This is a genomic window from Pseudarthrobacter sp. J47, from assembly GCF_049810315.1.
In the GTDB taxonomy this organism is placed as follows: Bacteria; Actinomycetota; Actinomycetes; order Actinomycetales; family Micrococcaceae; genus Arthrobacter.
This window is the reverse complement of the sequence record NZ_CP187358.1, coordinates 1,709,293-1,732,873: the sequence shown is the minus strand read 5'-3', so window position 1 is coordinate 1,732,873 and position 23,581 is coordinate 1,709,293. Positions and strand designations below refer to the sequence as shown.

Here is a 23,581-nt window from a genome sequence, read left to right as displayed (position 1 = left end):
CTAAAACCCGAGAGGGAACGCCGTCTGCGACCAGAGGATGTAGCCGTTGATGCCGCCGAGAATGGCGGCCACCGGTCCCGTCCAAAGGAGGATCACGCCCCCGCCGGAGGCGAGGCGGGATGACTGGCTAAGCTTGCCCGCCAGCAGCATCGCGGCACCGATGATTGCCACGATGGCGATGATGATGAAGGCGCCCACGAGGATGCCCCCGCCGATCTGTTTAAGCGATTCCAGGAAGGGAAAGCTCGCGTTCGGGGTGATCCCCGGGTCCACCGCTGCAAAAAACATTGGTGCTCCGTCCGTAGTATTCCATGGAGTGAGCAGATGAGCTCACGGGTTCATGGAAGTGGCGGGACGGAGCGACATGACTTCTTGGCATGACTATTGGCAGAGCCTTGGTCACGACAGCGGGACGGTGTTAGCGGCCATGAAAAACTGCCCATAGGCGGCCACGAAAGTGCCCGCTGGCGGCCAGCAGAACTGCCCGCCGGTGGCCATGAGATCTGCCCACTTCCTTACTTGTTCCTGCCGCGTCTTTAAGCGGTGGGGGCCTCTCCCTGCGGTTTGATGACGGTGTCTAAGCGCACCAAAAGCGAACCAGGAAGAGGCCCTGTATGAAGTCTGACGGAGAAATCATGGAAATTCTTGCTGCCTACGATCTGACCGGATCGTTGCGCGCCACCGCGGAGCTCACGGGCTGCTCGCACCACACCGTTGCTAAACACGTCACCGCCCGTGACGCGGGCCGGCCGATCGGGGAACCCGCGGCCCGCGGCCGGGTCACCGACGCGTTCCTGCCCAAGATCGAGGAATGGATCGAAGCCTCCAAGGGCCGGATCCGGGCCGACAAGGCCCACGAAAAGCTCCTCGCTCTGGGCTACACCGGTTCGGAACGGTCTACCCGCCGGGCGATCGCGCAGGTCAAAGCCGCGTGGCGGCTGGGCCACACCCGCGTCCACCGGCCGTGGATCACCGAGCCTGGGATGTGGTTGCAGTACGACTTCGGCGACGGGCCCCGGATCGGCGGGGTGAAGACCATCCTGTTCGTTGCCTGGCTGGCGTTCTCACGCTTCCGCATCGTGATCCCGCTCAGGGACAGGACCGCGCCGAGCGTGTTCGCGGCCCTGGACCGGTGCTTCCGGATCCTCGGAGGGGCGCCGACCTATGTCCTCACGGACAACGAGAAGACCGTCACCACCGCCCACGTCGCCGGGGTCCCGGTGCGCAACCAGCAGACCCTGGACTTCGCCCGGCACTACGGGGTGACCGTGCTGACCTGCCAACCGGCGGACCCGGCCACCAAAGGCGGAGTCGAAGCGTCCGTGAAACTCGCCAAGGCCGACCTCGTGCCCAAAGACACCAACCTCCGCGATGACTACCGCACCTTCGCCGAGCTCGAGGCCGCCTGCACGGCGTTCATGGACGAGGTCAATCACCGTGAGCACCGGACGACGCGGCGGAAACCCGCGGCCATGCTCGCCGAGGAAGCCCCGCGGCTGCACCACCGGATCCCGGACACCGCCCACACGGTCGCGTTCGGCCTGGCCCGCGGCGTTCCGGAGAACACCCCAATGGTCACCTTCGAAAACGCCCAGTACTCCGTCCCGGCCCACCTGCTCGGAGCCCGGGTGTTCGTCCGCACCCACGGCACCGGGCCCGGCGAGCAGGTCATCATCGTCCACCACGGCACGACCGGGCCCGTCGAAGTCGCCCGCCACGAACGGGCACGGCCCGGCAGCCCCGCCATCAACGACGAACACTTCCCCGGAACCCGGGCGAAGCTCCCCGGCGACTACGAGGTGAGGGCCCGCAGCGCGGACGAGGCCGCGTTCCTGGCCATCGGCGAAGGCGCCAGAACCTGGCTCGTCGAGGCCGCCGCGGCCGGGACCGCAAGGATGAACGTGAAAATGGCCGAAGCCGTTACGCTGGCCAAAATCGCCGGCACTGATCAGGTCGACCGGGCCCTGGGCGACGCCGCCCTGCACGGCCGGTTCGCGCACCCGGACCTCGCCTCGATCTTGAACGCCAACATCCGCCGCACTACCACCCACGCCGCCAACGAAGCCACCTCCCTCACCCAAGGAACAGGGGCGTGGGCCGCGATCGGCAACCCCGCAACCATCACCACGCCGGAGGAGGCCCGATGAGCCCCGTCACCACGACCAATACCGTGGCTCCGCCGCTACCGGCGGACCTGGAGGCCCTGATGCGGTCCCTGAAAATGCCCCACGCCCGGGCGCTGGCCCCGGACCTGATCGCGACCGCCCGCGCCCAGCGGTGGGAACCGGCCGAGGTCATCAAGGCCCTCTTCACGGAGGAAGCCGCCGGCCGGGCCCGGTCCATGCTCGCTTCCCGCCGCAAAGCAGCCGGGTTCCCGACCGGGAAGACCTTCGAGGCGTGGGACCCTGCAGCGTCCTCCATCCCGGGCCCGACCCAGCAGGCACTGCGGACCCTGGAATGGATCACCCGCAGGGAAAACTTGGTCGTCTGCGGCCCTCGGGGACGGGGAAGACGTTCTTCCTCGAAGCCCTCGGCCAGCAGGCCGTCGAAGCCGGAATGCGGGTCGCTTGGTTCAGGCTCGAGGACCTCGGCGTCCTCATCCGCGCCCACCGAACCGATGACAGCGTCACCCGGGCCGTTGCCCGGATCCTGCGCGCCGAGCTCGTGGTCATCGATGATATTGGTCTGTTGCCCGTGGCCACGGACGCCGCCGAAGGCCTCTACCGGGTCGTGGACGCAGCCTACGAAAAACGCTCCGTCGCGATCAGCTCCAACCTCCACCCCGCCGGGTTCGATGAGCTCATGCCCAAAACCCTCGCCACCGCCACCGTTGACCGACTGCTGCACCACGCCCACGTCTGCCAGACCAGCGGCGATTCCGTCCGTCTTACCCAGGCCCTCGCCGGAAAAGGAGTGACCCGCTTGAACTGACCAACCCAACGATGGCCGACCCCGCCGAAACGAATCAGTGGGCAGATCTGTTGGCCATAACCGGGCAGTTTTACTGGCCACCAGCGGGCACATCAACTGGCCGCCCATGGGCAGAACGTAATGGCCATTGACAGGACGGATTAGCGGCGCCGGAGAGCGAGACCACCGGCGCACACAAAAGCCCCTCCGGCGAGCCAACCCCCAATGGCTCAGCGGAGGGGCTTTTCTTGCATTTAACGCCGCTCAGGCAGGAAACATCATGAATTTGAGAGCTTCGTCGTCGCCCGGTTCGATCGTCCGCAGCGCGCCCAACTCTTTGCGCTGCCACCGCTGACCGGTCCCGTCCGTAAACTGAACCTCCCGCTGGTACTCAAAGTCCTGCGGGTCGCGGTAAACGTCCGTGCGCCACTCGCGGGTGCCGCCCGGCTCAATCATCGGCCAGGTGTGGCAAATTTCAGTGGCCGCTTTATCTGCCCCAGGCGCCTCCGGTCGCAACCGTTGGACGATGGAAACCATAGAAATCGGTTCGTCCCCGTTGTTATGAACACTCCAGTCGACCAGTTGCCGTGGTACGCCAGCGCCCGGTTGCAAACTCAACGTCGTCCTTTTTGCAACAAGCGAGACCTTCGCGGCGAGACTTCTCTTCCTTGCTTCAGTCTCCGCGACTTGCTGCTGTCGGAATAGCTCACGATCAGCCATTGCTTCCTTGCGCTCTGTCTCCAGTCGCTTGCTATCTCGCCGCGCCAAGCTGAGCGCCAGCACAACGGCGGAAACAGTCCCGGTAGCCGCCAGCCAGTCCGGAACAGTGCCCCAGTCCGGTGCCGTAAACAAATCCCCAAGACTCATTTGGTTACCTTCTTAGCAAAGGCCCTGAGCTTTGGCAGGGCCGGGAGGTCGACCCACATACGGATCGAGTTCGGCGCTGGCGCCGTGCCGCCGACCCGGTAGGCGCCGAAGCCAAGCTCATCGAAGATGGGAGCCAGGGCGGCCGCCTTCGCTTCCGTCAGGTGACCCACTTTGCGCCCTTTGCCGTACACGGCGACGGCGTTGGCGTCCCACTTGTTCTTCGGCTCGCGGACCAACAAGTAATCGTTGCCGCCGTGCTTGTATCGTCCCGAGTCGGTCACCCAGTACGCCGAGCCGACAATCCGGAAGCGGCTGGACGCTAGCTCGCGGAGGTCCAGCACCGAGAGCCCCGCCTCGTCGAGCATGACCTTCCTTACGCCCGGCGTTTTTGGCTCAGCCACCGGCTCCGCTAGTGCTGGCCTGCTATCTTCCAGCGCCGCCTTCGCCGGGGTTGGAACAAGCAACGTCTCAGGTATTACGACCTCCCGTGAAGGCTCCGGCGCCACGACGGCAGGCTCGTCTGCCCGTTTCTCCGGCGCCTCGGCTTCGTGATCCGCACCCTTCAGCCAGCCGGTCAGCTTCTTCATGATCCCCATGAGGGAAGAGTAGCAGCGGGTCAGGAGCCCCTCGCGCTTCCCCCTGTCCGGCAATATGTCTCTTCCAACGATTAGGCTTACTTCCGTGAGTGATCCTGTTTACAGCCTGTCGTGGCCGCGCACCCTGTTCGTCTGGGAAGCGCACCGCATTCTTCAAAGCGCTTCGGAGACTGAACTCCTCCCCTGGACTCAACATCTGCTCAGGGAAGCCTTCGAAGATGAAGGCGTGGCCGAGGAGTTTGCGGCAAAAATGGCCAGCCAACGGGACGCCGCAACATGGGGAGTGCCCGCCCCGACTGTCAATCCCGTGCGACCGTGGCTTCAGGCCCTCCTCACCGATGAAGCCAGACTGGCGCCCTACCAGCCACCGGTCTACTTCGCCGAGCGCCACTCCGGCGGGCACATCGACCTTGAACCGGACAGCCGCTACACCTTCGCGGAAGACTTCATAGACCTCGTGAATACGATGTCTTCGAAGGGCTACTTTCCAAAAATCCTGCCGAAAATATGCGAGGACGACAACTGGACTGAGCCGATGGACGTTACACGGGAAATCCGCCGAGCAACAAAGCAGGCCGTCGACTGGCCTCTTTCGCCAATGGATGCAAAGCATCTACCGGACGTGACTGTCTACTCGCTTGTCGAGTACTTCAACGATCAGGCCCAGCGCCCGAGGAAGTCTGAATGGCACAACTGGAACAATTGCGGTTTCGACTACTCAGACTTCAACCGTGAGTCGGGAGGCGCAGTCTACCGCTGGCGTGTAAACACCCTACTCAGTCAGCACAAGGCGCCGCTAATGCTTGGCTCCGTAGGCAAGGAGCGGGGGCGACTCGTCCACTCATTCAGCCGGGAACAGGACGCGCTCCTGACCCAAGAAGTCGAGAACCGAGCCGAAAACCGTGCTGACGAGGTTGCACATGCCATCCGCATGTTCCGCGCCCGAAACGCCAACAATATCGACAAGCGAGCCGCCTTGGCCCTTCTCTACAAGCGACTGGAGCCGCAGAGGAAATATCTGGAGAGCAAGACAACCAAAGGAGATGTCGATGACATCTTCAACATCGCCAACAGGTATCACATTCGCCATAGCGTCGGTAAGCAATTCAGCGAGGAGCGCGAGGAGTACCTCGAATGGATGTTTTGGAACTTCTTCTCGATGGTGAGGCTTTTGGACGCGTTGGAGGCGAAGCAGAATACGGTTGAGAAAACCGCCTGATGTGTCAACTATTGGACACCGGCTGGCCGATGTCAGCCGCAACCTCCACCGTCTAAGCGGCGCATCGCACAGTCGAAAACGACCGCTGCCGCCAGCAAGGGTTGAACCGCCCGGAAGCCCGGGCTGCACCGAGGCTGCCATGAAAGTTTTTCTGCTATGAAATCGAGCTGGCTTGCGTTGCCCGTCGGTACGTGTTCGGTTCAAGCGGTCAATAGCAAGTCTCAGCGATAGGCGGGACGCCGCAGGTGAGCGACGTATCGATGGCACTAGAATTCGTCAACGCTCCAACAGGTCAAAATATGCCGCGCCGGGATTCCAGTTAACAGGATGCAACAGTGTGCCCACCGCCGGGTTGAGAGCACTCCACATCATGCCGTTGCCCGCGTAGATGCCGACGTGGCCCCAGTTGTCAGGTCCCTGCGGATTCTGAACAACGAGATCTCCCGGTTTAGGATCCTCGGTTCGGGCACCGACTCGCCATTGTTCTACTCTCGGCAGTTCGACTCCGGCTTGCCTGTAGATCCACTGCACATAGCCGGAGCAGTCCCAAGCTTTGAAGGCAGTGCCGCCCCACACATAGCTTCCACCCAAACCCTCCTGCGTGAACCTCAGAATATCCTGACGCAGCTGGCTCAAGTTGCGGGAAGTTGCCCCAGGCCGCGGCGCGGGCGAGGAATCGGTACAGGACGCAGGAGCAGTGCCACTGTCAAGCGCAGCAACGATTGCCGTGGCCGCCGGCTCCCAACGTGCATAGAGTTCAGGAAAAGCAGACACCTGTACGGCTTGGGCAGCCAGACCTTTGTCCATTGCCTGCCAACCGGGAATGTCCAGCAGTCCTCGAGGACTGCCGCGATTCGGCCCCGACGGCCCGCCAAAGAAGGCACGCGCGTTGTAAGAGACGTCCATCAGCTGCGCAACTGTCCCCCAACCCGCCGCTGGACGCTGTTGGGCCGAACCGATCGAGTCGTGGTCACGCCCAACGCCGTCATTGGGAAACTGCAGGGAAGCCGGCACGCTGGGGTTCGCGAGCATGCGCAGGCTTGATTCCTGCAGCGCCATCATGATGGCGATGATCTGCCCGGAGCGCGGTATTCCAAGCTGCTTGCCGACCGCGATGTATGTCCGTGCAACGCTCTCCTGCCGAGGCGTCAGCTCGTAGAGTAAGCGCCCGGCGTTCCGAACTTCCAAGCCAGTACCAGCGACGCTAGGCGCAGTAGCCACCTCGGTTTCCGCTGGCGCACAGGCAACGGCAGATTGGCGCGCCATACCAGTTAGCGCCGCCACGCCTCCGGCAAATGCCATGGCGCCACCAAGCAGAACGAGGAAAGCGGCCGCGGATACGACCTTCACCAATGCCCGGCGCCGCATGAGGCCTGCGACGACCACCAGTGCAGCCACTAGTAGACGATTCTCTCTGCGGTTGCGTAAAAGGCAACCATGGCGCAGCGCCCAGATGGAGCGGTGGTGGCAGGAGGACAGTTGACCATCACCGTGACAGGTGTCGCATAGGCACTTCTGCCGTTACTAGACTCGTCCACAACTTGCACCGTCACCGTGCATACGTGAAGACCCTCCCACGGCGCCGGATACTCCTGAACTTTGGCCAACTCGAGATCGCAGCGCAGGGACTCAGCGGTGCCGCTTCGGCGAGCGGACTGGTCTGCCAGGGTGGTGAACGTCCCCGCCGTCACGCCAGTCCCTTCAAACTCTCGAACCAGCACAGATAAGGTATTCGATCCATCAGGCAGCAACTCCCACCACGACCGCACCTTGGCATATATATCCGAGTACGACGACGAACGGCTGTCCCAGCTATAGATTCCCTTTGCTGCCGCTACAGCAAGCGCCCGGTAATCGCGGGTACGTGGCAAACCATCCGGCATTGCCTCCGGCGTAACGTCTGCCTTGTCAGGAACACGGGATGTTCTGCCTGGTGCAGTGGAAGTGCCTGATGGCTTCGCCGTTGCAGGCGCAGTCGCGGACGTGGTTGGTAGGACCCGTCCGTTGGGGTTATCGGCAGGCCAAAGTAAGAAGGCTCCACTAATTATGAGCAGGGCAAAGAGTCCCGCCGCCAACCACTCCCAGCGGCCAGCTTTCCGGAACCGATTCATAGCCAACTCCGGCGAAGGACAACCATGGCTCAAACAGCCGGTCTATTCGCTTCGTGCTGAAGCACGCGCCAAGCTGCCTGGTACAGCTGCCGCGCAAATCCGATATTCACCGCGATGTACCTCTCGGTGACGCCGAGCTCACAAGCTAGAGCAGCCATCTGGACGGACCTATCCAGTCCGCGCAAGCCCGGTCGGACTATGGTTTCCGCGATGCTCCGAAGAACGTTTGTGGGAAGGCAGTTCGCAGCGCACCGGCAAAGTTCGTCGACGCCTAATCCGGGTTCGGGATGGCAGTTCAACGACGTGTTGATTGTTTTGGCCGTCTGCCGAACGACGGTCACGGCATGCCATCGACGCCGGTCCTTGGGAGACGGAGGTCCGTAATGCCTCGGCCCTGTGAGGCTGGTGACGGCAAGCCTCCAGGTTTCCTCACTGACGCTGCGCTGGACCAGGCCCAGCATGGCGTGTGCCCAGGCTTGATCAACATACTTCTCGACGTCATTTCCTGCCGCACCGGCATGGACGACAGCAAGAAGCTCCGGTGAGCTTTCCGTCGTCGTGAAGTCAATAAGCAAGGGCAACGTTTGATGGCTAAGCTCGCGCCGGATATGGGCAGCGCAGATCTTATTGCAGACACCTTGGACCCACGCTTCAAACGGGATGCCAGGCAGCTCCCGGTAGCGTCCACGCGCAACTCCGTCCCAAACGGCGACCCGGATGTCCTGCATGACATCGTCCACATCGCAGGATCGCCCGATCCGCGCGAGCCGGGAAGTGACGTAACGGTGCACCCCATCAACTGCGACCATGATCCGGTCGATCTGGATGACGGGTTCTCCCGGCGGAGGTGCGCTGCGCAATGAGACATCAACGTCAGTGACCGTCTCTGGTCCCTTTGTAGATTTATACGCCTTGGCTTGAATTTCCATGGCTTCACCGCTTTGACTGTTTAGATCGAGTAGTTCGCAGAGTCGCGCAAAACGGCCACCCCAGTTAGTGGATGCGGGGATCCAACAACGATCAGAAGAAGCTACAGGAATTATTGTCGAAGATAACTAAAGTATCGTCAAGAGTGCTGTTCTTACTTTTTGCGCTGCCTTCGGGAAGAATGACTTTATGCCGAAAATTACGCAGCCTCACGACGCCGCCTGGTCGGTCGACGTCGAAGCTGCCGTCGCAACCTTCGGCAACCGGGCGCGAAACGAAATTCTTCGATTCCTCACGGCCAGCGGGCCTGCGACGCGCGGGGATATCGTCGCTGCTGTCAGTGCGGGCGATCCCAGCGTGGCAAAGCACTTGGCGGCGCTTGAAGAGGCAGGCGTGGTGATGGTCGACGTCGAGCCTGGACGTAGGCACGGACGGTCACCGCGGTATTCCGCGAACCCCGTGCGGATCAAGGAACTGCTCGACGCTCACCTTAAGTACTTGCTGGAAAAGTAGCCGCAGTGGGTTGGAAAGATGAGCCCGACGTTTAGTCGGCGCGCTCCGGCGCCTCATCCGCGTCCAACTGCGGACCGGCCTCGGCCGTCTCCCCGTCTGGCCGACGGCTGATGTCCCTATTCAAGTACTCTGTGATCGCCCGAAGCGTTTCGGGCGACACGTCACCAAGGGTCCGAGCTGCGAACGTCTTCACCCTCGCAGCGCGGAGAGCTTTCACAAACTCAAGCTGGGAATCAATGCGCTCGGGCAGATTTGAGGCATCGCTGCCCATCAGATAATCCGGATCCACATTGAAGATGTCGCACAGGGCGCCTAGTAGCGCCGGCTCGCTCACCAGCCTGCCTGTGCCGTCCTTCATGTAGAACCAGCGGGCTCGGGAAAGCTTGATGCCCTTCTCCGCCAGCTTTTGCTGGACTTCGCGGAACGTGACGGGTTGCCCTCGCTCCGCAACAACAACGTCGAGGAGCAGGTTCAAGCGCCGTGCAAGTTCGGCTTGGGGAGACAGTTCCGCGCCTTTGAGACCTTCTTCGTCTCCGGACACGATTCACCTCCCAGCAAGACATGGCTATCGTCAGCGACACTAATTGTTGCCCAGTATTGCCTTGGCCAAGTCCACATGCAATAAGCGGGCCTTCATCCTTCCATCCGTATGAGGATGAGCGTATCGTTCTGCTGTAGACCCGTCTACAGCGGGCCATAAGAGATTCCCTCGTCACCTGGTGGTCTCCATGGCGAACATCTTGATGAACCGGACGCGAAGCCGCCTCATTCGCTATTTGATCACCCATGGCCCGGCGACCTGCCGTGAGGTCGGTGCAGCCCTCACCATTTCTGCTCCCTCTGTCCGCAAACACCTCAGCCTTCTATGCGAGGCAGGCCTAGTCATCCTCGGTTCGGGAACGTATAAAGCGCGGCCGGACATGGTCGAAAGGGAGCTTGCGGACCTTGCGGCCACGTTTCAGTCAGCGGGCAGCGACTTCAGGAACTGCGTAACGGACGACTCCCACTTCTCGGTATCGGCGTTCCACTCGAGTGAATGCCCCGGAACATCGAAGCGAACCAACTGAACGAGGTCGTGTCGTAGTTCTGCGAACCGTTCAGAAGCTGCGACCGGCGTCGATTTGTCGTCGGTCCCGTGCAATATGAGGGTCGGTGTCTTGAGGTCACCAGCGCGGGTAAGCCAGTCCAGCGCGGAGAGGTCAATGGGTTGCTTGAGACCGGTGATCCAGCGGCCCACATTCGAACCCAACAAGCTCAGCCCAGCCTTGGCGATAGCTTTGGGCAATCCACTGGCACTCCCGTTTGACGTCAGAGTCTCGGCCCAATCCAGGACGGGAGCCACGAGCACCAGGCCGATGATCCGATCAGAGTGGGCTGAGAGATTTGCTGCTCGCAGGGCAATGGAACCGCCCAGGGACCATCCAAACAATACGAGCCGCTCAGCGCCATGGTCCACGGCGTAGTTGATGGCCGCTTCCACGTCCAACCATTCATTCTGGCCCAATGAGTACCGGGAATCGTTCGACGGCGGCGCTTCGCCGTCGTTCCGGAACGACACGACCAGCGAGGTGATGCCGAGTCTGCTCGCAACAGGAACACCGCGAAGGGCGCCGGCCCGTTTCCCACCCATTCCATGCGCGTGGATGGCCCATGTCGAGGACACCGGACCGGCGGCGGTGGGCGAGAATTTCCATGCAGGCGCCATGCCGCCATCGACCGGGATCTCCACGTCCTCAAAAGGCATGCCCAGTTGCTCTGGTTTGGAGTACGCGTACCCGCTCCAGATGCCGGCGGTAGCAGCGTGTAGGTCACCGGAGTCGACTCGCTCCACAAGACGAGTCACTGCTCCCGCATTCGTGCCTTCGTTCACGACAGCACCAATGCAGACGTGCCCCTTGCCGTTGCCGAACCACAAGCTGTATCGGCCTGGCGCTCTCGTTAATGGGGTCGCTGGCAGTTCAATCCTCAGGGATCCATCCTCGCCGGAGAAGACTTGCCTGATGGGAAGATCCTCCCGTCGTGTAGTGCTCGGCACCACCACCCGGCGCACAAAGTAGGCGGCACCGAGGAATGCTATTGAAGATGCACATACAGCTGCAAGGGCTAGCGAGCCCAGCACTTTAGGAGCCGTCATCTTCGCTCCTGACCTGCTCGTCGATGACCTCCCTAAGCCGGGCCAGCGTCTCGGGAGACAGCTCCTGCAATTGCCGAGCTGCGAAATTCTTGACGCGAGCCTCCCGCATGGACCTAAGGAGGTTGAGTTGAGCTTCCACTAGTTCGGGTATCTCCGCGGAGTCATCCAGAAGGTATCGGCGATCCACGCCGAAGAATGCCGCAAGGTTCTGCAGCAGATCCTGGTCCATAGCCAGGGAACTATCACCGCTTCGCATATAGGCCCACCTTGATCGCGACAATGGCGTGCCATGTTGAGACATCGCTTCACTGACTTCCCTGTAGGACAAGGGCCCTGTTCCCCGGGACTCATACAAATCCAGTAAGAGATTGATCTTGCGAGCGAGTCTGGCCTGCGGCGACTCCGCGGGTTCTACGGCATCATCTGCCACTTGGGTTCTTCCCCCTCCCGCGTCGCGCCATGCCCATTCGGCCACCCTGCGTGTCCCTATGGGAAGCGAGGTAATGCTCTGTTCGAGTCAGGGTTTGAAAATCAGCTTCATCAAGGAACTTAGCAGCAGCGGGATCCATCAGGAGAGCGTCCTCGATCTCGACGAGCATCCGATGAAGCCTCCGCGTCTCTGGGTCTCCCCGCTCAATGACTCCAGCGGGAGTCACCAGGCGTCCATCCTTGCGGGTAGCTGTGGCTTTTTCCCAAGTGGATGTGAGGCCTTCGAGTAAGCCAGCTTGAGTCCTCTGTTGCGTTCGTTGAACGATCCGGCGCGCTACTGGTGGCAGGGCCAGTCCGGCACACAGGAACAACATCGCGCCGACAAAACTGGTGTCGTAGATAGCCGCCAACTGCTGCATGGTCGACTGGTCTCCGAGAAGATGGGCTAGGTCCATTCCCAAGACTGAGAACACTACGACGAGAGCCAGGAAGCAGCCGATGCCGATGAGGGTGAAGGCGACGCGAAAGTAGGAAGCAGCCATCCGCCGTCGGAATCGAAAGCACACGTATCCGGTGACGCCCACTACCACCCCCATATAGACAAACTGGATGGCGGAATAGAGTGCGGCAGCCGGCTGGTCCCCGTAATCCAACATGAATTTCGTTGAGGATACTGGTGCTTCGATGCGGAGGAATGCAAGGACCAGCCCCACGGAGACTAGACCCAAAATTAGGATGCCGCGACGGTCTCTGTGCACAGGTGCATCGGTGAGCTCTGCGGCCCGGAGGATCGCCTGGGAAAGGAAGTAGATTCCCACGACCATCAAGATGTTCGCGAGAAGATCCAGGATGTTATGGCCGCCGAGGGCTCGATCACCGGCGACATATATTGGATCGACATTCAAGGTGAGCGCGGTTGCAATCGCAACGGCGGCAACGAGGATGCTGTGGTCTTTCCTCGTGCGCGCGCCGGGCAGCAAGCACAGAACGAGGCCCCAGATGACCGCAGCCGTGACTGCCTGGATCACCCGAAGACCTGTTCAAAGGATTTAGGCTCCAGGGTGCTGTCGCGGATAGCGCCGGCCAGAAGATCTGCGAGAGTCTCAGCTGCGGCCTCCAGGTCGTCGACGAAGCTGCTCCGTGCCAAAGCTCGTGACACCATCTCTCCGTCAAGATTCGGGAAGAGGCTTGCTGCATAGTCGGAGGAAATTCCCAACTCATCGTGGCGCAGGATCATATGCCCAAGTTCATGAAGGATGAACTGCTGCCTATGGAGTGCTGAGTCCGTGACGGCGTGCAGAATGATTTCCCGGGTATCCGTCGACAGCCAGAGACCGCAGACAGAAGTGCCGTTGAGGATCGTCGTGGCTTCGATCTCGATTCGACGCCGTCGTCGGGCGGCCACGATTGCGATGAGCCTCTCTAGAGTCAGGTGGCTCGGTAGCCGCAGTGATACGAATGCCTCGGCCGCAACCTGCGCTGGCCCCTGCTCTTGCGATTTTTGCTGGTCCATACCGCCCCCTCCTCGCAGTGGACAGCAAGTGTGACTGCTGTTTATAGAGCCACCGGTGGCGCCAGGGCCCAGCTTCAATTGAACGCCCCCGCTCTGGACATGTCCAGAGCTGCTAGGCACCAGAAAGTGGCAGTACCGCTACACAGGCAAAGTGACGATCTCAGGCCCCCAAACAGCAAAAGCTCCTGCGCACGAGGGAGTCATGACATTTCCGGGCGGTCCTTTTGGTTCTACGCAGGCGACAGGTGGCCCGAGCAAGACGATGTGCGAACCTTAGTCCCCCCGGGCCTGGAGTGGGATCAATATTCAGGCCGAAGCTAGCATTCTTGCAATGGTCTCTGGCCGAGAGCCATTTGAACCTCAGAACAACGGCTTAGCAGACACGTTCGACGGCGGCGGGCCGTTCACCGAATTCACTGACAACCCCTCGATCGACGGAGGCAAGGCCTAATGGCACAACGAATCCAACTGCGCCGCGGCCCGGCCGCTCAGTGGGCAGAAGTAAACCCCGTTCTCGGCCAGGGCGAACCTGGCGTCGAGTCGGACACGGGCAAGCTGAAACTGGGCGACGGCGTAACTGCCTGGGCCGCGCTGGCTTACGCCTCGGCAGGTCCGCAGGGCCCCGCCGGCGTCGCCGATGACACGTCCGTCGCGGACCTCGTCACCACCCCGGGGACCGAAACCGCGAAGGCACTTTCTGCCACGATTCTTGACAAGGTGGAAAACGATGGCGCTAGCTTTTTTGCTGGCGTCAACGACTTCGAAGTGTCAGCCGCGAAGTTCGGCCTTACCGGCGTCGGTGATGAGACAGTTAAGTTTCAGGAGTTCATCGACTACCTCGCGGCGAACAAAAAGATAGGCGTCCTGCCTCATGCCGCGTACACCCTTTCAGCGGATATCGACTTCCCCGGCGTCGAAGGCTTCGGCATCCGTGGCATGGGCCGCGCATCCACAACGATCTGGCAAACCACAGACAACATTCCGATTTTCCGTCTCGGCACGGGTGCCACGGAAACGCCGAATACCGCCGGCTTCCGCATGTGGTCCATCAAAGACATGGGCTTCCGGTACACCAACAACCGGCCCGCGACGAACACCAACGCTATCCCCCTCCTGTTCGTGGCAATGGCTTACCAGTTCCGCATGGAGGGGCTGTTCTTCTACAACGGCTACTACGGTTGGAAAGTAACCCCGGGCCAAGTCGTCCCTTGGGGATTCACCGCAGATGACCTGTACTTCAACAAGCACATTACCGGCGGCGCCATCGACTGGACCGGCGTCATCAATAACGGCCCAAACATCAACTTCGGGCGCATCTTTGTCGAGGCTAACACCATGACGGGACCTATATTTATTCTTCGGGGCCATGCTGCATGGTGGCCTCCATTGAAATCATCTGGGCTTTGCTCGGCCCCAAGCTCTTCGAGTTCGCCGCTACGTCCCGGTACACCATCGGCGCTCTCAAGCTTGAGCGGGCCACCTACACGGCGGCGCAGGTCATGATCGACGTTCTCACACAGGCGCATGTGGAGTTCGGCCAGTTGCGTGTCCGGTCGGATTTCAACAACATCGCCCCAACGTCCGGCGAGGTGTACCTGGCACGTGTCGGCGCGGGCGGTGACTCTGCATACCTGAAGGTCGGCATGCTGGAAGCGGGCGACGGAACCAACGCCAACGCCTACGTCTTCGACGGCGGCCGGAACAACCAGATCAGCGTGGATAACGCTCAGATCATCAGCGGGTGGAAGCTGACAAAGCCAGCAACCAAGCAGACCGCCGAAATGGTGACGGTCCAGAAATGGGCCAACGGGCGCATTTCTGAGGTCAAGGGGGACGCCGACCTAACGGTGGCCCTTGGTGATCCGCAGGTCCTCTACTTCGGTACACCGTTTACCGCGCCGCGCACGGTCACGCTCCCGTCCGACGCCGAAATGCTGCCTGGGGGACTCTCTTACGAGATCATCGTGAATGGAGCCGTAAATGGCACAAACAAGCTCACGGTGATGTCAGGGACGCGAACCATTATCGACCTCACAACGGACAGCCGGCGCGTAAAGCTGGTCTGGCAGCGGAACGCCAACGGCGCCAACGGCTGGGTAGTCACCTCAGCGGGGCCACGAACGGCGTAAACCATGTGACGAGATGTCAAGAGCAGATTGAAAGGCCCCGCATCACGCTGCGGGGCCTTTCAAGGCCTCTTTCACATGAATGGGGGGGGACATGCGAAGCGACCCCTCAACGATATAGACAGCCTACTTACTTTCCAAATCAAGGCGGGGCAAGGGGCTGCATAAGACCGGAATAGTTCCCTAACTGAGTTTGCCCAAACATGAGCCCCCACCGCCTTTATCGGCGGTGGGGGCTCATCGCTGCCTAGAGGGAATGCATCCGACCGGGTTTCGGCTTCGCCTTCTTTGTGACGGCGCCCCAGCCGTTGATTTCGTTGCCATCCTCGTCGAAGGATGTGGTGTTCTGGGGATTCAAAGCTGACAGCTCTTGAGCGATAGACAGCAGAGCCGCCACCTCTGCAACCTTGAGCCGCTGATCCACCGTCAGGTGGTCCACGTCGGTGATGCTGCCTGAGCTCTGCCCTTTGGCGGCACCGATTGTCTCCGCCAAAGAATCCCAGGCGGTCGAATAGTCATTGCTCATTGCTTTCCCCAATCGTTGTTCTGCCGGCGGCTGGCTGCCACAGGTCTGCTCGAAATTAGCATCCCGCACTGACATCTCGCCCGGGGGCGGTGGCCCGCTCCGCCCCCAGCCGGCGTTGCGTGCCACCTACCGCCGCCGTAGATCCCCTGAGGGCCGTTACAGTGCCGGTTCACGGACGATACGCCTCACGAGTGAACGACGGGCTAACGACTGGCTACGAGACATCCCCAGGTCTGTACGTCTAGGCCATTTTCCGCGCCTCAGCAGCATCCTGCAGCCGCTGGAGCTCGGCCGGCGCTTGGTAGACCTCGCGCAGAATGTAGTCCATGAAGGTGAGGACGCCCTTCGCGTCGGCAGCATCCACTTCGACAGTGAAATCTCCATGAGCCATATCGTTGCCGAAGGTCCGGATTGTGTGGGCTGTCTTCTTGGCAAACTCGGTGATGAGGTCCTTGCTGTGCATGGCGTCGATCTTTTTGAACAGGCTTCCAGAATCGATGCCGTGGTCCTTGGCAACTGCTTCAATGACTGACCGGGCCATGAGGATAGCCGACATGTGCGCGGACACACTCATGCACATGTGGGCTTCAGATGCCGGACGCTCCACGTGTTCGGGTACGTCGGGATAATCCTGGCCTTGAACAAACTGCGGGTGCCAGAAGTCCGGTTCCTGCGTATGCCAGTACGCGCCCATTGCGTCTTCACGACCGGTGTTCATAGGGAGACTAAGCACACGGGCGCCGCCAATGTTCAGCCCGTGACAGTTGTCGCATCGGAAGGGGTTCTCGATGATATGCGCGGCACCCGAGGCATATTCCGCGGTGACCGCGGGTCCAATACTGGTCATGTGGCTGTACTTTCCACAGCGTCCGCAAGTTGTCGCAGCCATGCAGGCCTCCCCCAAAGTCGTGATTTGCAAGCCCTAGCCTAGTGGCTCCGTACATTTTCCGGTGGGTAAGCGGTGGATGCGACATCGACATGCGCAGCAGCGCCAAGCACAGACCTTGTTATTTCAGCCGCCTAGCTGTGCAGGGACCGAGAACGGGCTGTTAGCAAGACGAAAAACTGAGTAACGCCCCGCCCTAATTCAAGGACGGGGCGTTACCAAGGCGAGTGTGGACCTCGAGACTAAAGTTGAATGAGCTCGTGGTCGTGGGAGTGGCGGCGCAGTCCCGGCTCCATTTGAAGGAGCTTTTCGACCGGCGAAAGAGGCTCCAGTCCGAGTTCTTCAAGGGAAGGCCCGGTTGCTTCTGCGGCATCATGAATGACAGCAACGCAGGCGAGATCTTCAGTCACCGGATTCACCGAAGCGACGTTGATCGGCTGGCCAGACCGTGCTGTGGCGATGGTCGCAGCAATAGTGTCAGACGGCAGGGCAGCGATGAAGATCACGTCGTCGAGATCATCCTTGGCGGCGTGAACGCGCATCTCTTTGTTGGCGCTTAGTTCATGGAGGATACGGTTCAGAATGGCCAAACGCAGGTCAGCGCGGAAGTCGTGACGGGCGCGAACGAAGTACTGAGTGTCTTCAACGCAGAGGGTTTCCTCTATGTGAACATCAAATTCGCCATCATCAGCAAGGCCGGCCGCTTTGGCTACGGACATGATCTCTGCAGGCGTGGGGTCTTTGTCGAAGGCGGCCACAATCCCTGGAAGCTGTGGGCTTGATAGGGAGACTGCTTGCGCTTCCCCCCACCTAGTGATGATCATTTGGGCGGAACTTACCACGGAGAACCTCCTTTGCCTGCTCGTCGGACAACCCTACCTCTTTACGTAGGATCTGCTTCACCAATCCCCCGGAAATCTCCTTTGATGCATGACCGGAGAACGTCAGGGGGGGATACTTTTCATGCTCGAGTATCTCATGGCTGCCCTTGCCGTTGCCAGTGGGGGTATAACCCATCTTGATGAGGAGACGACGGAACTTCTTCACGTCCATGGACGGATAGTCACTGCTTCCCACGTCACGCATCCCCTGTCACGACTTGTCCTCATGCGGCCGAGGCCCAAGATTCAATGATATCGGCGAGGCTGCCGGGACAGCGCTAGACTCCCAGCCCAGCCAGGCGGTTGCTCCGTTTGTTAGCTCTGGCCGTCAACATCGGGGGAAACCTCGGCCATGCACGGCGTGCCCTGTATAGGCCCAAATGTTCCAAATGGACACACGATGCGCCATATGGAACATTCAGTGCGCCAGACGAACACTCAGAGCGCCAGGCGGCTTTCCCTACATTTCCCCGAAGGGTGGCCAGAACAAGCGCAAAGAAATAATTCGTAACCGGCGTGTCGGGTGGTCGAGTCGCCGCCAGGCATCGACGTTAGCTTGTATTCGAAGCGCCGCGCATGCCCTACTGCTGACTGGCATCCAGACAATTAGCTTGTTCCCCCGAGAATCTCCTGGAAAGGAAAAGCAAACTGCAGACCTCTAGCCCTATTAGGTGGGTAAGCGGTGGATTTTGTGGATCGCAATCTTCGGCCGCCTGAGATTGCAAGCCGGTAGGCTTCGGCGGCCTGAGAACAGATGGATAGGAGGACCACGGCCTGGAGCTGCCAGTAGGTCTTTGAGGCGTACAGAAAGGACAAGCTGCTACAGCCGGAACTGTTTCATCCAACGTTGGTACAACAATTCGGCCGGTCCACCCGTCAACGACCTACGGACGCCGTGATCTATCTGCAGCTCGAAAGTATCCCCGTCATGGCATCATGCTCGGCTTGGGTGACCCAAAGGGCGTACTGAGCTTTGACGGCAACTTGGCGGGCGACGTACGCGCATTTGAAAGCTTTGTTCGGCGGCAGCCACGTGGCGGCGTCCTTGTCCCCTTTGGCACTATTGGTGGGGCCGTCGGCGGCCATGAGGTTCAGCGGGTCGTTGGCGAGTTCCTTGCGACGGTCGGCGCTGAGCTGCTGTGCGCCCTTCTGCCAAGCATCGCTGAGCGGAACGAGGTGGTCGATCTGGACGTCGGAGCTCGTGTCCTGGCGGCGCGTGAAGGTAATCGTAGTGCCGGCGTACTTATCGGCCAGGGTTCCTGTCATGACCACACAGTTGTTGGTGCCGGGCTTGAACGTCTCATCGGTCATATCGCGGGCGAGAATGTCGTTGCGTGTGTCGCAGCCGTTGCGGTCAACGTCAGCCCAGGCCGGTCCAAACTCATCGCGGGTGTAGCCGGTCTTCGGGGCGCGCCCCTTCACCGGAAGGCTCTCCAGTTGTACAAGGGCGTTGGCGGCGTCACCGCCAGGGGACGGCGCCTCGGCAGCGACGCCTGGAGCAGCCTCGATGATTTCGAAAGCGTTGGCTGCGGCGTCACAACCTACTAAGGACCCAGCCAGCATCATTGCGGTGAAAGCGGTCAGGACTTTGGCGGGAGAACAGGTGGTCTTCATGGTCCTTCTGGTTACAGGGCGTTGTTCCACGCTAGCTTTGACCATCACCTGCCGCAGGTAACCGGGTCCGTGGTGCCTGCCACACGTCCGTGCCATTAGTACTCTGCGGGGGTCCGCTACGGCTGCCACTAGTTGCCTCAACTGTTCGAACCATCGCCCTCACGGGAAACGTCACGCTTACTCATCGCGCAGTAGCCAGTCTGACTTTGGACCGAGTACCGATTAGCCTTTCCTTCGTCACGGGCCCAGTGGCGGAGAGCGAGGAACCAGTGCTACCGGGGAGGATCTCACTCAACTTGGCGATTTCCAGGATGTGTTCCGAGGTGAAGATGATCTTGCCCTTTCCCCAGCAAGCGTGAGGGAAGCGCCCACTAGTTGCGCCGTCACGCAACCAGGACTCTGTGCAGCGCATCAGCGCCGCGGCTTCTGCGGGCTCAAAGAATTCGATGTCCACGGCAACTCCCAAGGAATGGTGCAGGTTTCTCAGATTCATGCACTCCGGAGGATTTACCGACATGACGGAAGGCCTAATGGGGCAATCCCTCGCATTTTGCCCGTGCATCCAGGCCGACGCACTGTAGACGCAGTCAGCGGAGAAAGGCCGTTATCGACCGCTCAGTCGCGTCAGCACCTGCCTGCAGCGCCTCCGGCATCAAGTGCCCGTACACCTGCTCAGTAGTCCGCGTAGAAGCATGCCCCAGCCGGCGCGAGATGGTGAACAAGGGCACCCCGTCCTGGATCAGCCAGGACGCGTGGGTGTGGCGGAGGTCGTGGATGCGGGGGTTCTTGGTCAGGCCAATTGCCTGGGCGGTGCGAACGGCAGGCACCCAGTAGTGGTGCCAGTAGAGCTTGTGGATGATGCGCTCGCCCTTGGGCGTCGTGAACACAAGTTCCTTACCGGGCCTGCTCGCCACCAACGGGATCAGTAATTCCACAAGCGCGGGGTTCAGCCCGATGGTCCGTTTACCGGCACCTGTCTTCGTCGCCCCGATGTAAAACTGGTTCTGGCCGTCCCGTTTCCATGCCTTGTTGATCCGGGCCGTGGGCGGCTTGGACAGAAGATCAACATCCGCCACTGTCAGCGCGGTGGCCTCCCCGAAACGGGTACCGGTCATGACCAGGAAGTTGGTGAAGGCCTTGTACCGCTCCCCCATCCCCTCCATGATGAGGCTGAACTCCCCATGGGTGAGGAACATCGCCTCGTCCTCGGCCTTCTCAACGCCCGGTAGCTGCACCCCACGGCAGGGGTTCCGCGTGATGTAGCCGAGCATCTCCGCCGTATTCATGGCTGCCGAGATCAGGCCGTGCACATTGTGGATAGTCTTCGGGGCCTTGCCCTTCGCCATCATCGACTTCACCCAGTGCGCTATCAGCCGGTAATCGAGTTTGTCCACGGGCACGTGGCCGATGACGTTCCGGATATGCAGGTCCAGCATCGTCTGGTACGTCTTCGTGGTTCCGCTCGACGGGCGGATCAGCAGGTCGATGTGCTCCTGAATGACTTCAGCAACGGTGGGTGTGCGCTTCTCGTTGGAGAGCATCGCATGCTGCGCGATTTCGAACGACTGGCCGTTGGCGTCAAGAAGCCGCTTCAGGGTTTCAGCTTCGACGACCGTGGCAACTGTCAGGCCCTGCTGCTCGCGGCTCTTCGGGTCCCGCCACAGCACCATGTAGGACGACGAGCCGTCCTTTTTGGTGCGCTTGCGAATGCTGGCCACATAAAAACGGTACTCCGCTGTCAACACTTTGGGCGTTTTTGTCAACACTCAAAGTACAAACAGTGCCCTGACCTGCGGAAACACTGTGCCCGAGGTGGGACTCGAACCCACACACCTTTCGATACCGCATTTTGAGTGCGGCGCGTCTGCCAATTCCGCCACTCGGGCCGTGCACCAGGCTTAAGCGTACGCCCACAGCTTATTGTGGCCGACGCGATCTGCTCCAGTGCGCGGAATTACTCTACATGCAGATAGGCTGAATCCCAGAATCGCGTCAGTGCCGCCGCAATTGACCATCCGATCAAGCAAAGCCGCGGGCACAACTAAGATAGTGATGTTCCCGCCGTACCTTCCAAGGAGATCCCGTGACCGAATCGACGGAGTCCAAGTCCACGTCCCAGCCGGCGCGCCGCGTTGTTGTGGCGGAGGATGAAACCCTGATCCGCCTGGACATCATCGAAATCCTCCGCGGCGAAGGCTACGAAGTTGTTGGCGAAGCCGACAACGGCGAGAAAGCCGTGCAGCTGGCCGAAGAACTCAAGCCGGACCTGGTCCTCATGGACGTCAAGATGCCCGTCATGGACGGCATCTCCGCCGCTGAGAAGATTGTCAAGGCCCGTATCGCCCCCGTGGTCCTGCTGACCGCCTTCAGCCAGAAAGAACTCGTGGAGCGCGCCCGCGACGCCGGCGCCATGGCCTACGTGGTCAAGCCGTTCACCCCGGCCGACCTCATCCCCGCACTGGAAATCGCGCTGTCCCGCCACGAAGAGATCAAGGCCCTCGAATCTGAGGTCACTGACCTGCAGGAGCAGTTCGCCACCCGCAAGCTCGTAGAGCGCGCCAAGAGCCTCCTGACCACCAAAATGGGCCTCACGGAGCCGGAAGCATTCCGCTGGATCCAGAAGACCTCCATGGACCGCCGCCTCAGCATGCGCGAAGTCGCCGAGACCATCATCAACCAGGTCAACTAGCGCCGGGTCTCGACAGGCTCGACCACCGGGGCCGGGTCTCGACAAGCTCGACCACCGGTCACCGGACATAAAGAAGGAGCCCTCCAGCTGGAGGGCTCCTTCTTTATGTGCTCTACTCTGCAGGAACCGAAGCGGCGGCCTTGCGCTTCTTTTCCGGCCAGGGGCCAAGCTTTTCCTTGTTGGACGCCGCCTCACCCTTGCGGGAAGTATCGGCGAGGTCGCCCACCTTGTGGACCTTCAGGGAGTTCGTCGAACCCGCCTTTCCGGGAGGGGAACCGGCAGCGATGACAACGAGGTCGTTGTCTTCCACCAGGTCCATTTCCAGAAGGCTGCGGTCCACCTGGGCGGTCATCTCGTCCGTGTGGCCAACCATGGGCACCAGGACCGGCTGGATGCCCCAGGTGAGGGCCAGCTGGTTCCAGACGTGCTCCACCGGGGTGAAGGCGAACACCGGCTTGATGGGACGCAGGCGGGAAAGACGCCGCGCGGAGTCACCGGACTGGGTGAAGGTACAGATGTACTTTGCGTCCAGCTGGTCGGCGATTTCGACGGCGGCACGGGTGATGGCGCCACCACGGGTCTTGGGTTTGGTGCCCAGCGGGGGGACGCGCTCCAGGCCGTGCATTTCCGTGGACTCGATGATCCGGGCCATGGTCTTGACGGTCTCGATCGGGTACTTGCCCACGCTGGTCTCACCGGAGAGCATTACCGCGTCGGCGCCGTCAAGCACGGCGTTGGCGCAGTCGGATGCCTCCGCACGGGTGGGACGGGGGTTGTCAATCATGGATTCCAGGACCTGGGTTGCCACGATGACCGGCTTGGCCCAGCGGCGGGCCAGTTCGATGGCGCGCTTCTGGACGATCGGCACCTCTTCGAGCGGCAGCTCAACGCCGAGGTCGCCACGGGCCACCATGATGGCGTCGAACGCGTCGATGATCTCGTGCAGCTGGTCAACGGCCTGCGGCTTTTCGATCTTGGCGATCACCGGAACGCGGCGGCCTTCTTCGTCCATGATTTCGTGGACGCGGACAATGTCCGAGGCGTCGCGGACGAAGGACAGTGCCACCAGGTCAACACCGCGGCGCATGGCCCAACGGAGGTCGTCCTCGTCCTTTTCGCTCAGCGCGGGAACGTTGACGGCCACGCCGGGGAGGTTGATGCCCTTGTTGTTGGACACCATGCCGCCGACGGTCACTTCAGCGACGACCTTGACGTCGTCGACCTCGATGGCACGCAGTGCCACCTTGCCGTCGTCGATCAGCAGCGCATCCCCCACGTTGACGTCCTCGGTGAGGCTCTTGAGCGTAGTGGAGCAGATCTCCTGCGTGCCGGGAACATCCTCGGTGGTGATGGTGAAGATGTCGCCCACGGACAGTGCGTGCGGGCCGTCAACGAAGCGGCCCAGGCGGATCTTGGGGCCCTGGAGGTCGGCCATGATGGCCACGGGGCGGTCAAGCTCTGCAGCGCCACGACGCACGTTCTCATACGTGGAATCGTGCACCGTGTAGTCGCCGTGGCTCATGTTCATGCGGGCAACATCTACGCCGGCCTCAAGAACAGCAAGCGTGTTCTCGTAGCTGGCAATCGCTGGCCCGAAAGTGGCCACAATCTTTGCGCGTCTCATATACCTACCCTAATGG

At 61.0% G+C, this 23,581-nt stretch carries 24 protein-coding genes, 1 tRNA gene and 1 pseudogene; 8 read left to right on the top strand and 18 right to left on the bottom strand.

Features of this window, described 5'->3' with window-relative positions:
- Positions 1–288 (bottom strand): hypothetical protein, encoded by a 288-nt coding sequence (locus ACPJW8_RS07780; RefSeq protein WP_056084497.1) that lies wholly within the window; start codon positions 286–288, stop codon positions 1–3.
- A gap of 326 nt (positions 289–614) precedes the next feature.
- Here ACPJW8_RS07780 and istA point away from each other — a divergent pair, with 326 nt between their 5' ends.
- Together istA and ACPJW8_RS07770 are read left to right on the top strand one after the other, a co-directional pair.
- Positions 615–2,147: an IS21 family transposase gene (istA, locus tag ACPJW8_RS07775; RefSeq protein WP_425256436.1), complete on the top strand. Its 1,533-nt coding sequence runs from the start codon at positions 615–617 to the stop codon at positions 2,145–2,147.
- A pseudogene (locus ACPJW8_RS07770) lies at positions 2,144–2,931 on the top strand (ATP-binding protein). The gene istA and the pseudogene ACPJW8_RS07770 overlap by 4 nt, the downstream one beginning before the upstream one ends.
- Positions 2,932–3,174: 243 nt before the next feature.
- Here ACPJW8_RS07770 and ACPJW8_RS07765 read toward each other — a convergent pair.
- Both ACPJW8_RS07765 and ACPJW8_RS07760 read right to left on the bottom strand, forming a co-directional pair.
- Positions 3,175–3,777, bottom strand: coding sequence for a hypothetical protein (locus tag ACPJW8_RS07765; protein ID WP_330188525.1), 603 nt, complete (start codon positions 3,775–3,777; stop codon positions 3,175–3,177).
- Positions 3,774–4,373: an HIRAN domain-containing protein gene (locus tag ACPJW8_RS07760; RefSeq protein ID WP_330188526.1), complete on the bottom strand. Its 600-nt coding sequence runs from the start codon at positions 4,371–4,373 to the stop codon at positions 3,774–3,776. The genes ACPJW8_RS07765 and ACPJW8_RS07760 overlap by 4 nt, the downstream gene beginning before the upstream one ends.
- 85 nt (positions 4,374–4,458) lie before the next feature.
- Here ACPJW8_RS07760 and ACPJW8_RS07755 point away from each other — a divergent pair, with 85 nt between their 5' ends.
- Positions 4,459–5,592, top strand: a complete 1,134-nt coding sequence (locus ACPJW8_RS07755) for a hypothetical protein (RefSeq protein ID WP_330188527.1) — start codon at positions 4,459–4,461, stop codon at positions 5,590–5,592.
- 276 nt (positions 5,593–5,868) lie between these two features.
- Here the strand turns inward: ACPJW8_RS07755 and ACPJW8_RS07750 are convergent, their stop codons facing one another.
- Positions 5,869–6,990 carry a C40 family peptidase gene (locus tag ACPJW8_RS07750; protein WP_330188528.1) on the bottom strand — a complete coding sequence of 374 codons (1,122 nt, stop codon included), beginning with the start codon at positions 6,988–6,990 and terminating at the stop codon, positions 5,869–5,871.
- A 742-nt stretch (positions 6,991–7,732) separates the two neighbouring features.
- The gene (locus ACPJW8_RS07745; RefSeq protein ID WP_330188529.1) at positions 7,733–8,632 is read right to left on the bottom strand and encodes a hypothetical protein; all 900 of its coding nucleotides are present in this window, start codon (positions 8,630–8,632) and stop codon (positions 7,733–7,735) included.
- Positions 8,633–8,819: 187 nt separating this feature from the next.
- Between ACPJW8_RS07745 and ACPJW8_RS07740 the strand changes: the two genes are divergently transcribed.
- Complete coding sequence (locus tag ACPJW8_RS07740; RefSeq protein WP_330188530.1) at positions 8,820–9,143, top strand: helix-turn-helix transcriptional regulator; 324 nt, start codon at positions 8,820–8,822, stop codon at positions 9,141–9,143.
- A gap of 31 nt (positions 9,144–9,174) precedes the next feature.
- Here ACPJW8_RS07740 and ACPJW8_RS07735 read toward each other — a convergent pair whose 3' ends face one another.
- Positions 9,175–9,684, bottom strand: coding sequence for a hypothetical protein (locus tag ACPJW8_RS07735; protein ID WP_330188531.1), 510 nt, complete (start codon positions 9,682–9,684; stop codon positions 9,175–9,177).
- 187 nt (positions 9,685–9,871) lie between these two features.
- Here ACPJW8_RS07735 and ACPJW8_RS07730 point away from each other — a divergent pair, with 187 nt between their 5' ends.
- Complete coding sequence (locus tag ACPJW8_RS07730) at positions 9,872–10,210, top strand: winged helix-turn-helix domain-containing protein (RefSeq protein ID WP_425256435.1); 339 nt, start codon at positions 9,872–9,874, stop codon at positions 10,208–10,210.
- Here ACPJW8_RS07730 and ACPJW8_RS07725 read toward each other — a convergent pair.
- The 4 genes from ACPJW8_RS07725 to ACPJW8_RS07710 all read right to left on the bottom strand — a co-directional run bounded on the left by ACPJW8_RS07725 (position 10,102) and on the right by ACPJW8_RS07710 (position 13,219).
- On the bottom strand, positions 10,102–10,887 hold the full coding sequence (locus ACPJW8_RS07725) for an alpha/beta hydrolase family protein (RefSeq protein ID WP_330188532.1): 786 nt from the start codon (positions 10,885–10,887) through the stop codon (positions 10,102–10,104). The two genes, ACPJW8_RS07730 and ACPJW8_RS07725, sit on opposite strands and share 109 nt — an antisense overlap.
- A 376-nt stretch (positions 10,888–11,263) precedes the next feature.
- The gene (locus ACPJW8_RS07720) at positions 11,264–11,506 is read right to left on the bottom strand and encodes a hypothetical protein (RefSeq protein WP_425256434.1); all 243 of its coding nucleotides are present in this window, start codon (positions 11,504–11,506) and stop codon (positions 11,264–11,266) included.
- A 190-nt stretch (positions 11,507–11,696) separates the two neighbouring features.
- Positions 11,697–12,734, bottom strand: a complete 1,038-nt coding sequence (locus ACPJW8_RS07715) for a hypothetical protein (RefSeq protein ID WP_330188534.1) — start codon at positions 12,732–12,734, stop codon at positions 11,697–11,699.
- On the bottom strand, positions 12,731–13,219 hold the full coding sequence (locus tag ACPJW8_RS07710; RefSeq protein ID WP_330188535.1) for a hypothetical protein: 489 nt from the start codon (positions 13,217–13,219) through the stop codon (positions 12,731–12,733). The genes ACPJW8_RS07715 and ACPJW8_RS07710 overlap by 4 nt, the downstream gene beginning before the upstream one ends.
- A gap of 450 nt (positions 13,220–13,669) precedes the next feature.
- Here ACPJW8_RS07710 and ACPJW8_RS07705 point away from each other — a divergent pair, with 450 nt between their 5' ends.
- Positions 13,670–14,722, top strand: a complete 1,053-nt coding sequence (locus tag ACPJW8_RS07705; RefSeq protein WP_330188536.1) for a hypothetical protein — start codon at positions 13,670–13,672, stop codon at positions 14,720–14,722.
- Positions 14,719–15,348, top strand: a complete 630-nt coding sequence (locus ACPJW8_RS07700) for a hypothetical protein (protein WP_330188537.1) — start codon at positions 14,719–14,721, stop codon at positions 15,346–15,348. Before ACPJW8_RS07705 ends, ACPJW8_RS07700 begins: the two co-directional genes overlap by 4 nt.
- A 244-nt stretch (positions 15,349–15,592) precedes the next feature.
- Here the strand turns inward: ACPJW8_RS07700 and ACPJW8_RS07695 are convergent, their stop codons facing one another.
- The 7 genes from ACPJW8_RS07695 to ACPJW8_RS07665 all read right to left on the bottom strand — a co-directional run bounded on the left by ACPJW8_RS07695 (position 15,593) and on the right by ACPJW8_RS07665 (position 21,138).
- Positions 15,593–15,871, bottom strand: a complete 279-nt coding sequence (locus ACPJW8_RS07695; protein WP_330188538.1) for a hypothetical protein — start codon at positions 15,869–15,871, stop codon at positions 15,593–15,595.
- Positions 15,872–16,112: 241 nt separating this feature from the next.
- On the bottom strand, positions 16,113–16,718 hold the full coding sequence (locus ACPJW8_RS07690) for a DUF4145 domain-containing protein (protein WP_330188539.1): 606 nt from the start codon (positions 16,716–16,718) through the stop codon (positions 16,113–16,115).
- A 281-nt stretch (positions 16,719–16,999) separates the two neighbouring features.
- Positions 17,000–17,515, bottom strand: coding sequence for a hypothetical protein (locus ACPJW8_RS07685; protein WP_330188540.1), 516 nt, complete (start codon positions 17,513–17,515; stop codon positions 17,000–17,002).
- Positions 17,516–17,567: 52 nt separating this feature from the next.
- Positions 17,568–17,810, bottom strand: coding sequence for a type II toxin-antitoxin system HicA family toxin (locus ACPJW8_RS07680; protein ID WP_330188541.1), 243 nt, complete (start codon positions 17,808–17,810; stop codon positions 17,568–17,570).
- A 728-nt stretch (positions 17,811–18,538) separates the two neighbouring features.
- Positions 18,539–19,252, bottom strand: a complete 714-nt coding sequence (locus tag ACPJW8_RS07675) for an HNH endonuclease family protein (protein WP_330188542.1) — start codon at positions 19,250–19,252, stop codon at positions 18,539–18,541.
- A 587-nt stretch (positions 19,253–19,839) separates the two neighbouring features.
- Entirely contained in the window at positions 19,840–20,970 is a 1,131-nt protein-coding gene (locus tag ACPJW8_RS07670) for a site-specific integrase (protein ID WP_330188543.1), read from the bottom strand.
- 86 nt (positions 20,971–21,056) lie between these two features.
- Positions 21,057–21,138: transfer RNA gene (locus tag ACPJW8_RS07665), tRNA-Leu, on the bottom strand.
- Positions 21,139–21,335: 197 nt separating this feature from the next.
- On the opposite strand from ACPJW8_RS07665, the gene ACPJW8_RS07660 reads away from it, so the two are divergent.
- Positions 21,336–21,941, top strand: a complete 606-nt coding sequence (locus ACPJW8_RS07660; protein WP_330188544.1) for an ANTAR domain-containing response regulator — start codon at positions 21,336–21,338, stop codon at positions 21,939–21,941.
- Positions 21,942–22,053: 112 nt separating this feature from the next.
- Here ACPJW8_RS07660 and pyk read toward each other — a convergent pair whose 3' ends face one another.
- Complete coding sequence (gene pyk / locus ACPJW8_RS07655) at positions 22,054–23,565, bottom strand: pyruvate kinase (RefSeq protein ID WP_330188545.1); 1,512 nt, start codon at positions 23,563–23,565, stop codon at positions 22,054–22,056.
- Positions 23,566–23,581: the final 16 nt, after the last annotated feature.

What these genes read in the sequence shown, in the direction of transcription:
- ACPJW8_RS07780 (WP_056084497.1), bottom strand. Translation starts at nt 288, where the DNA reads ATGTTTTTTGCAGCGGTGGACCCGGGGATCACCCCGAACGCGAGCTTT.
- istA (WP_425256436.1), top strand. Translation starts at nt 615, where the DNA reads ATGAAGTCTGACGGAGAAATCATGGAAATTCTTGCTGCCTACGATCTG.
- ACPJW8_RS07765 (WP_330188525.1), bottom strand. Translation starts at nt 3,777, where the DNA reads ATGAGTCTTGGGGATTTGTTTACGGCACCGGACTGGGGCACTGTTCCG.
- ACPJW8_RS07760 (WP_330188526.1), bottom strand. Translation starts at nt 4,373, where the DNA reads ATGGGGATCATGAAGAAGCTGACCGGCTGGCTGAAGGGTGCGGATCAC.
- ACPJW8_RS07745 (WP_330188529.1), bottom strand. Translation starts at nt 8,632, where the DNA reads ATGGAAATTCAAGCCAAGGCGTATAAATCTACAAAGGGACCAGAGACG.
- ACPJW8_RS07740 (WP_330188530.1), top strand. Translation starts at nt 8,820, where the DNA reads ATGCCGAAAATTACGCAGCCTCACGACGCCGCCTGGTCGGTCGACGTC.
- ACPJW8_RS07730 (WP_425256435.1), top strand. Translation starts at nt 9,872, where the DNA reads ATGGCGAACATCTTGATGAACCGGACGCGAAGCCGCCTCATTCGCTAT.
- ACPJW8_RS07725 (WP_330188532.1), bottom strand. Translation starts at nt 10,887, where the DNA reads ATGCCTTTTGAGGACGTGGAGATCCCGGTCGATGGCGGCATGGCGCCT.
- ACPJW8_RS07720 (WP_425256434.1), bottom strand. Translation starts at nt 11,506, where the DNA reads ATGGACCAGGATCTGCTGCAGAACCTTGCGGCATTCTTCGGCGTGGAT.
- ACPJW8_RS07710 (WP_330188535.1), bottom strand. Translation starts at nt 13,219, where the DNA reads ATGGACCAGCAAAAATCGCAAGAGCAGGGGCCAGCGCAGGTTGCGGCC.
- ACPJW8_RS07705 (WP_330188536.1), top strand. Translation starts at nt 13,670, where the DNA reads ATGGCACAACGAATCCAACTGCGCCGCGGCCCGGCCGCTCAGTGGGCA.
- ACPJW8_RS07700 (WP_330188537.1), top strand. Translation starts at nt 14,719, where the DNA reads ATGATCGACGTTCTCACACAGGCGCATGTGGAGTTCGGCCAGTTGCGT.
- ACPJW8_RS07695 (WP_330188538.1), bottom strand. Translation starts at nt 15,871, where the DNA reads ATGAGCAATGACTATTCGACCGCCTGGGATTCTTTGGCGGAGACAATC.
- ACPJW8_RS07690 (WP_330188539.1), bottom strand. Translation starts at nt 16,718, where the DNA reads ATGACCAGTATTGGACCCGCGGTCACCGCGGAATATGCCTCGGGTGCC.
- ACPJW8_RS07680 (WP_330188541.1), bottom strand. Translation starts at nt 17,810, where the DNA reads ATGGACGTGAAGAAGTTCCGTCGTCTCCTCATCAAGATGGGTTATACC.
- ACPJW8_RS07675 (WP_330188542.1), bottom strand. Translation starts at nt 19,252, where the DNA reads ATGAAGACCACCTGTTCTCCCGCCAAAGTCCTGACCGCTTTCACCGCA.
- pyk (WP_330188545.1), bottom strand. Translation starts at nt 23,565, where the DNA reads ATGAGACGCGCAAAGATTGTGGCCACTTTCGGGCCAGCGATTGCCAGC.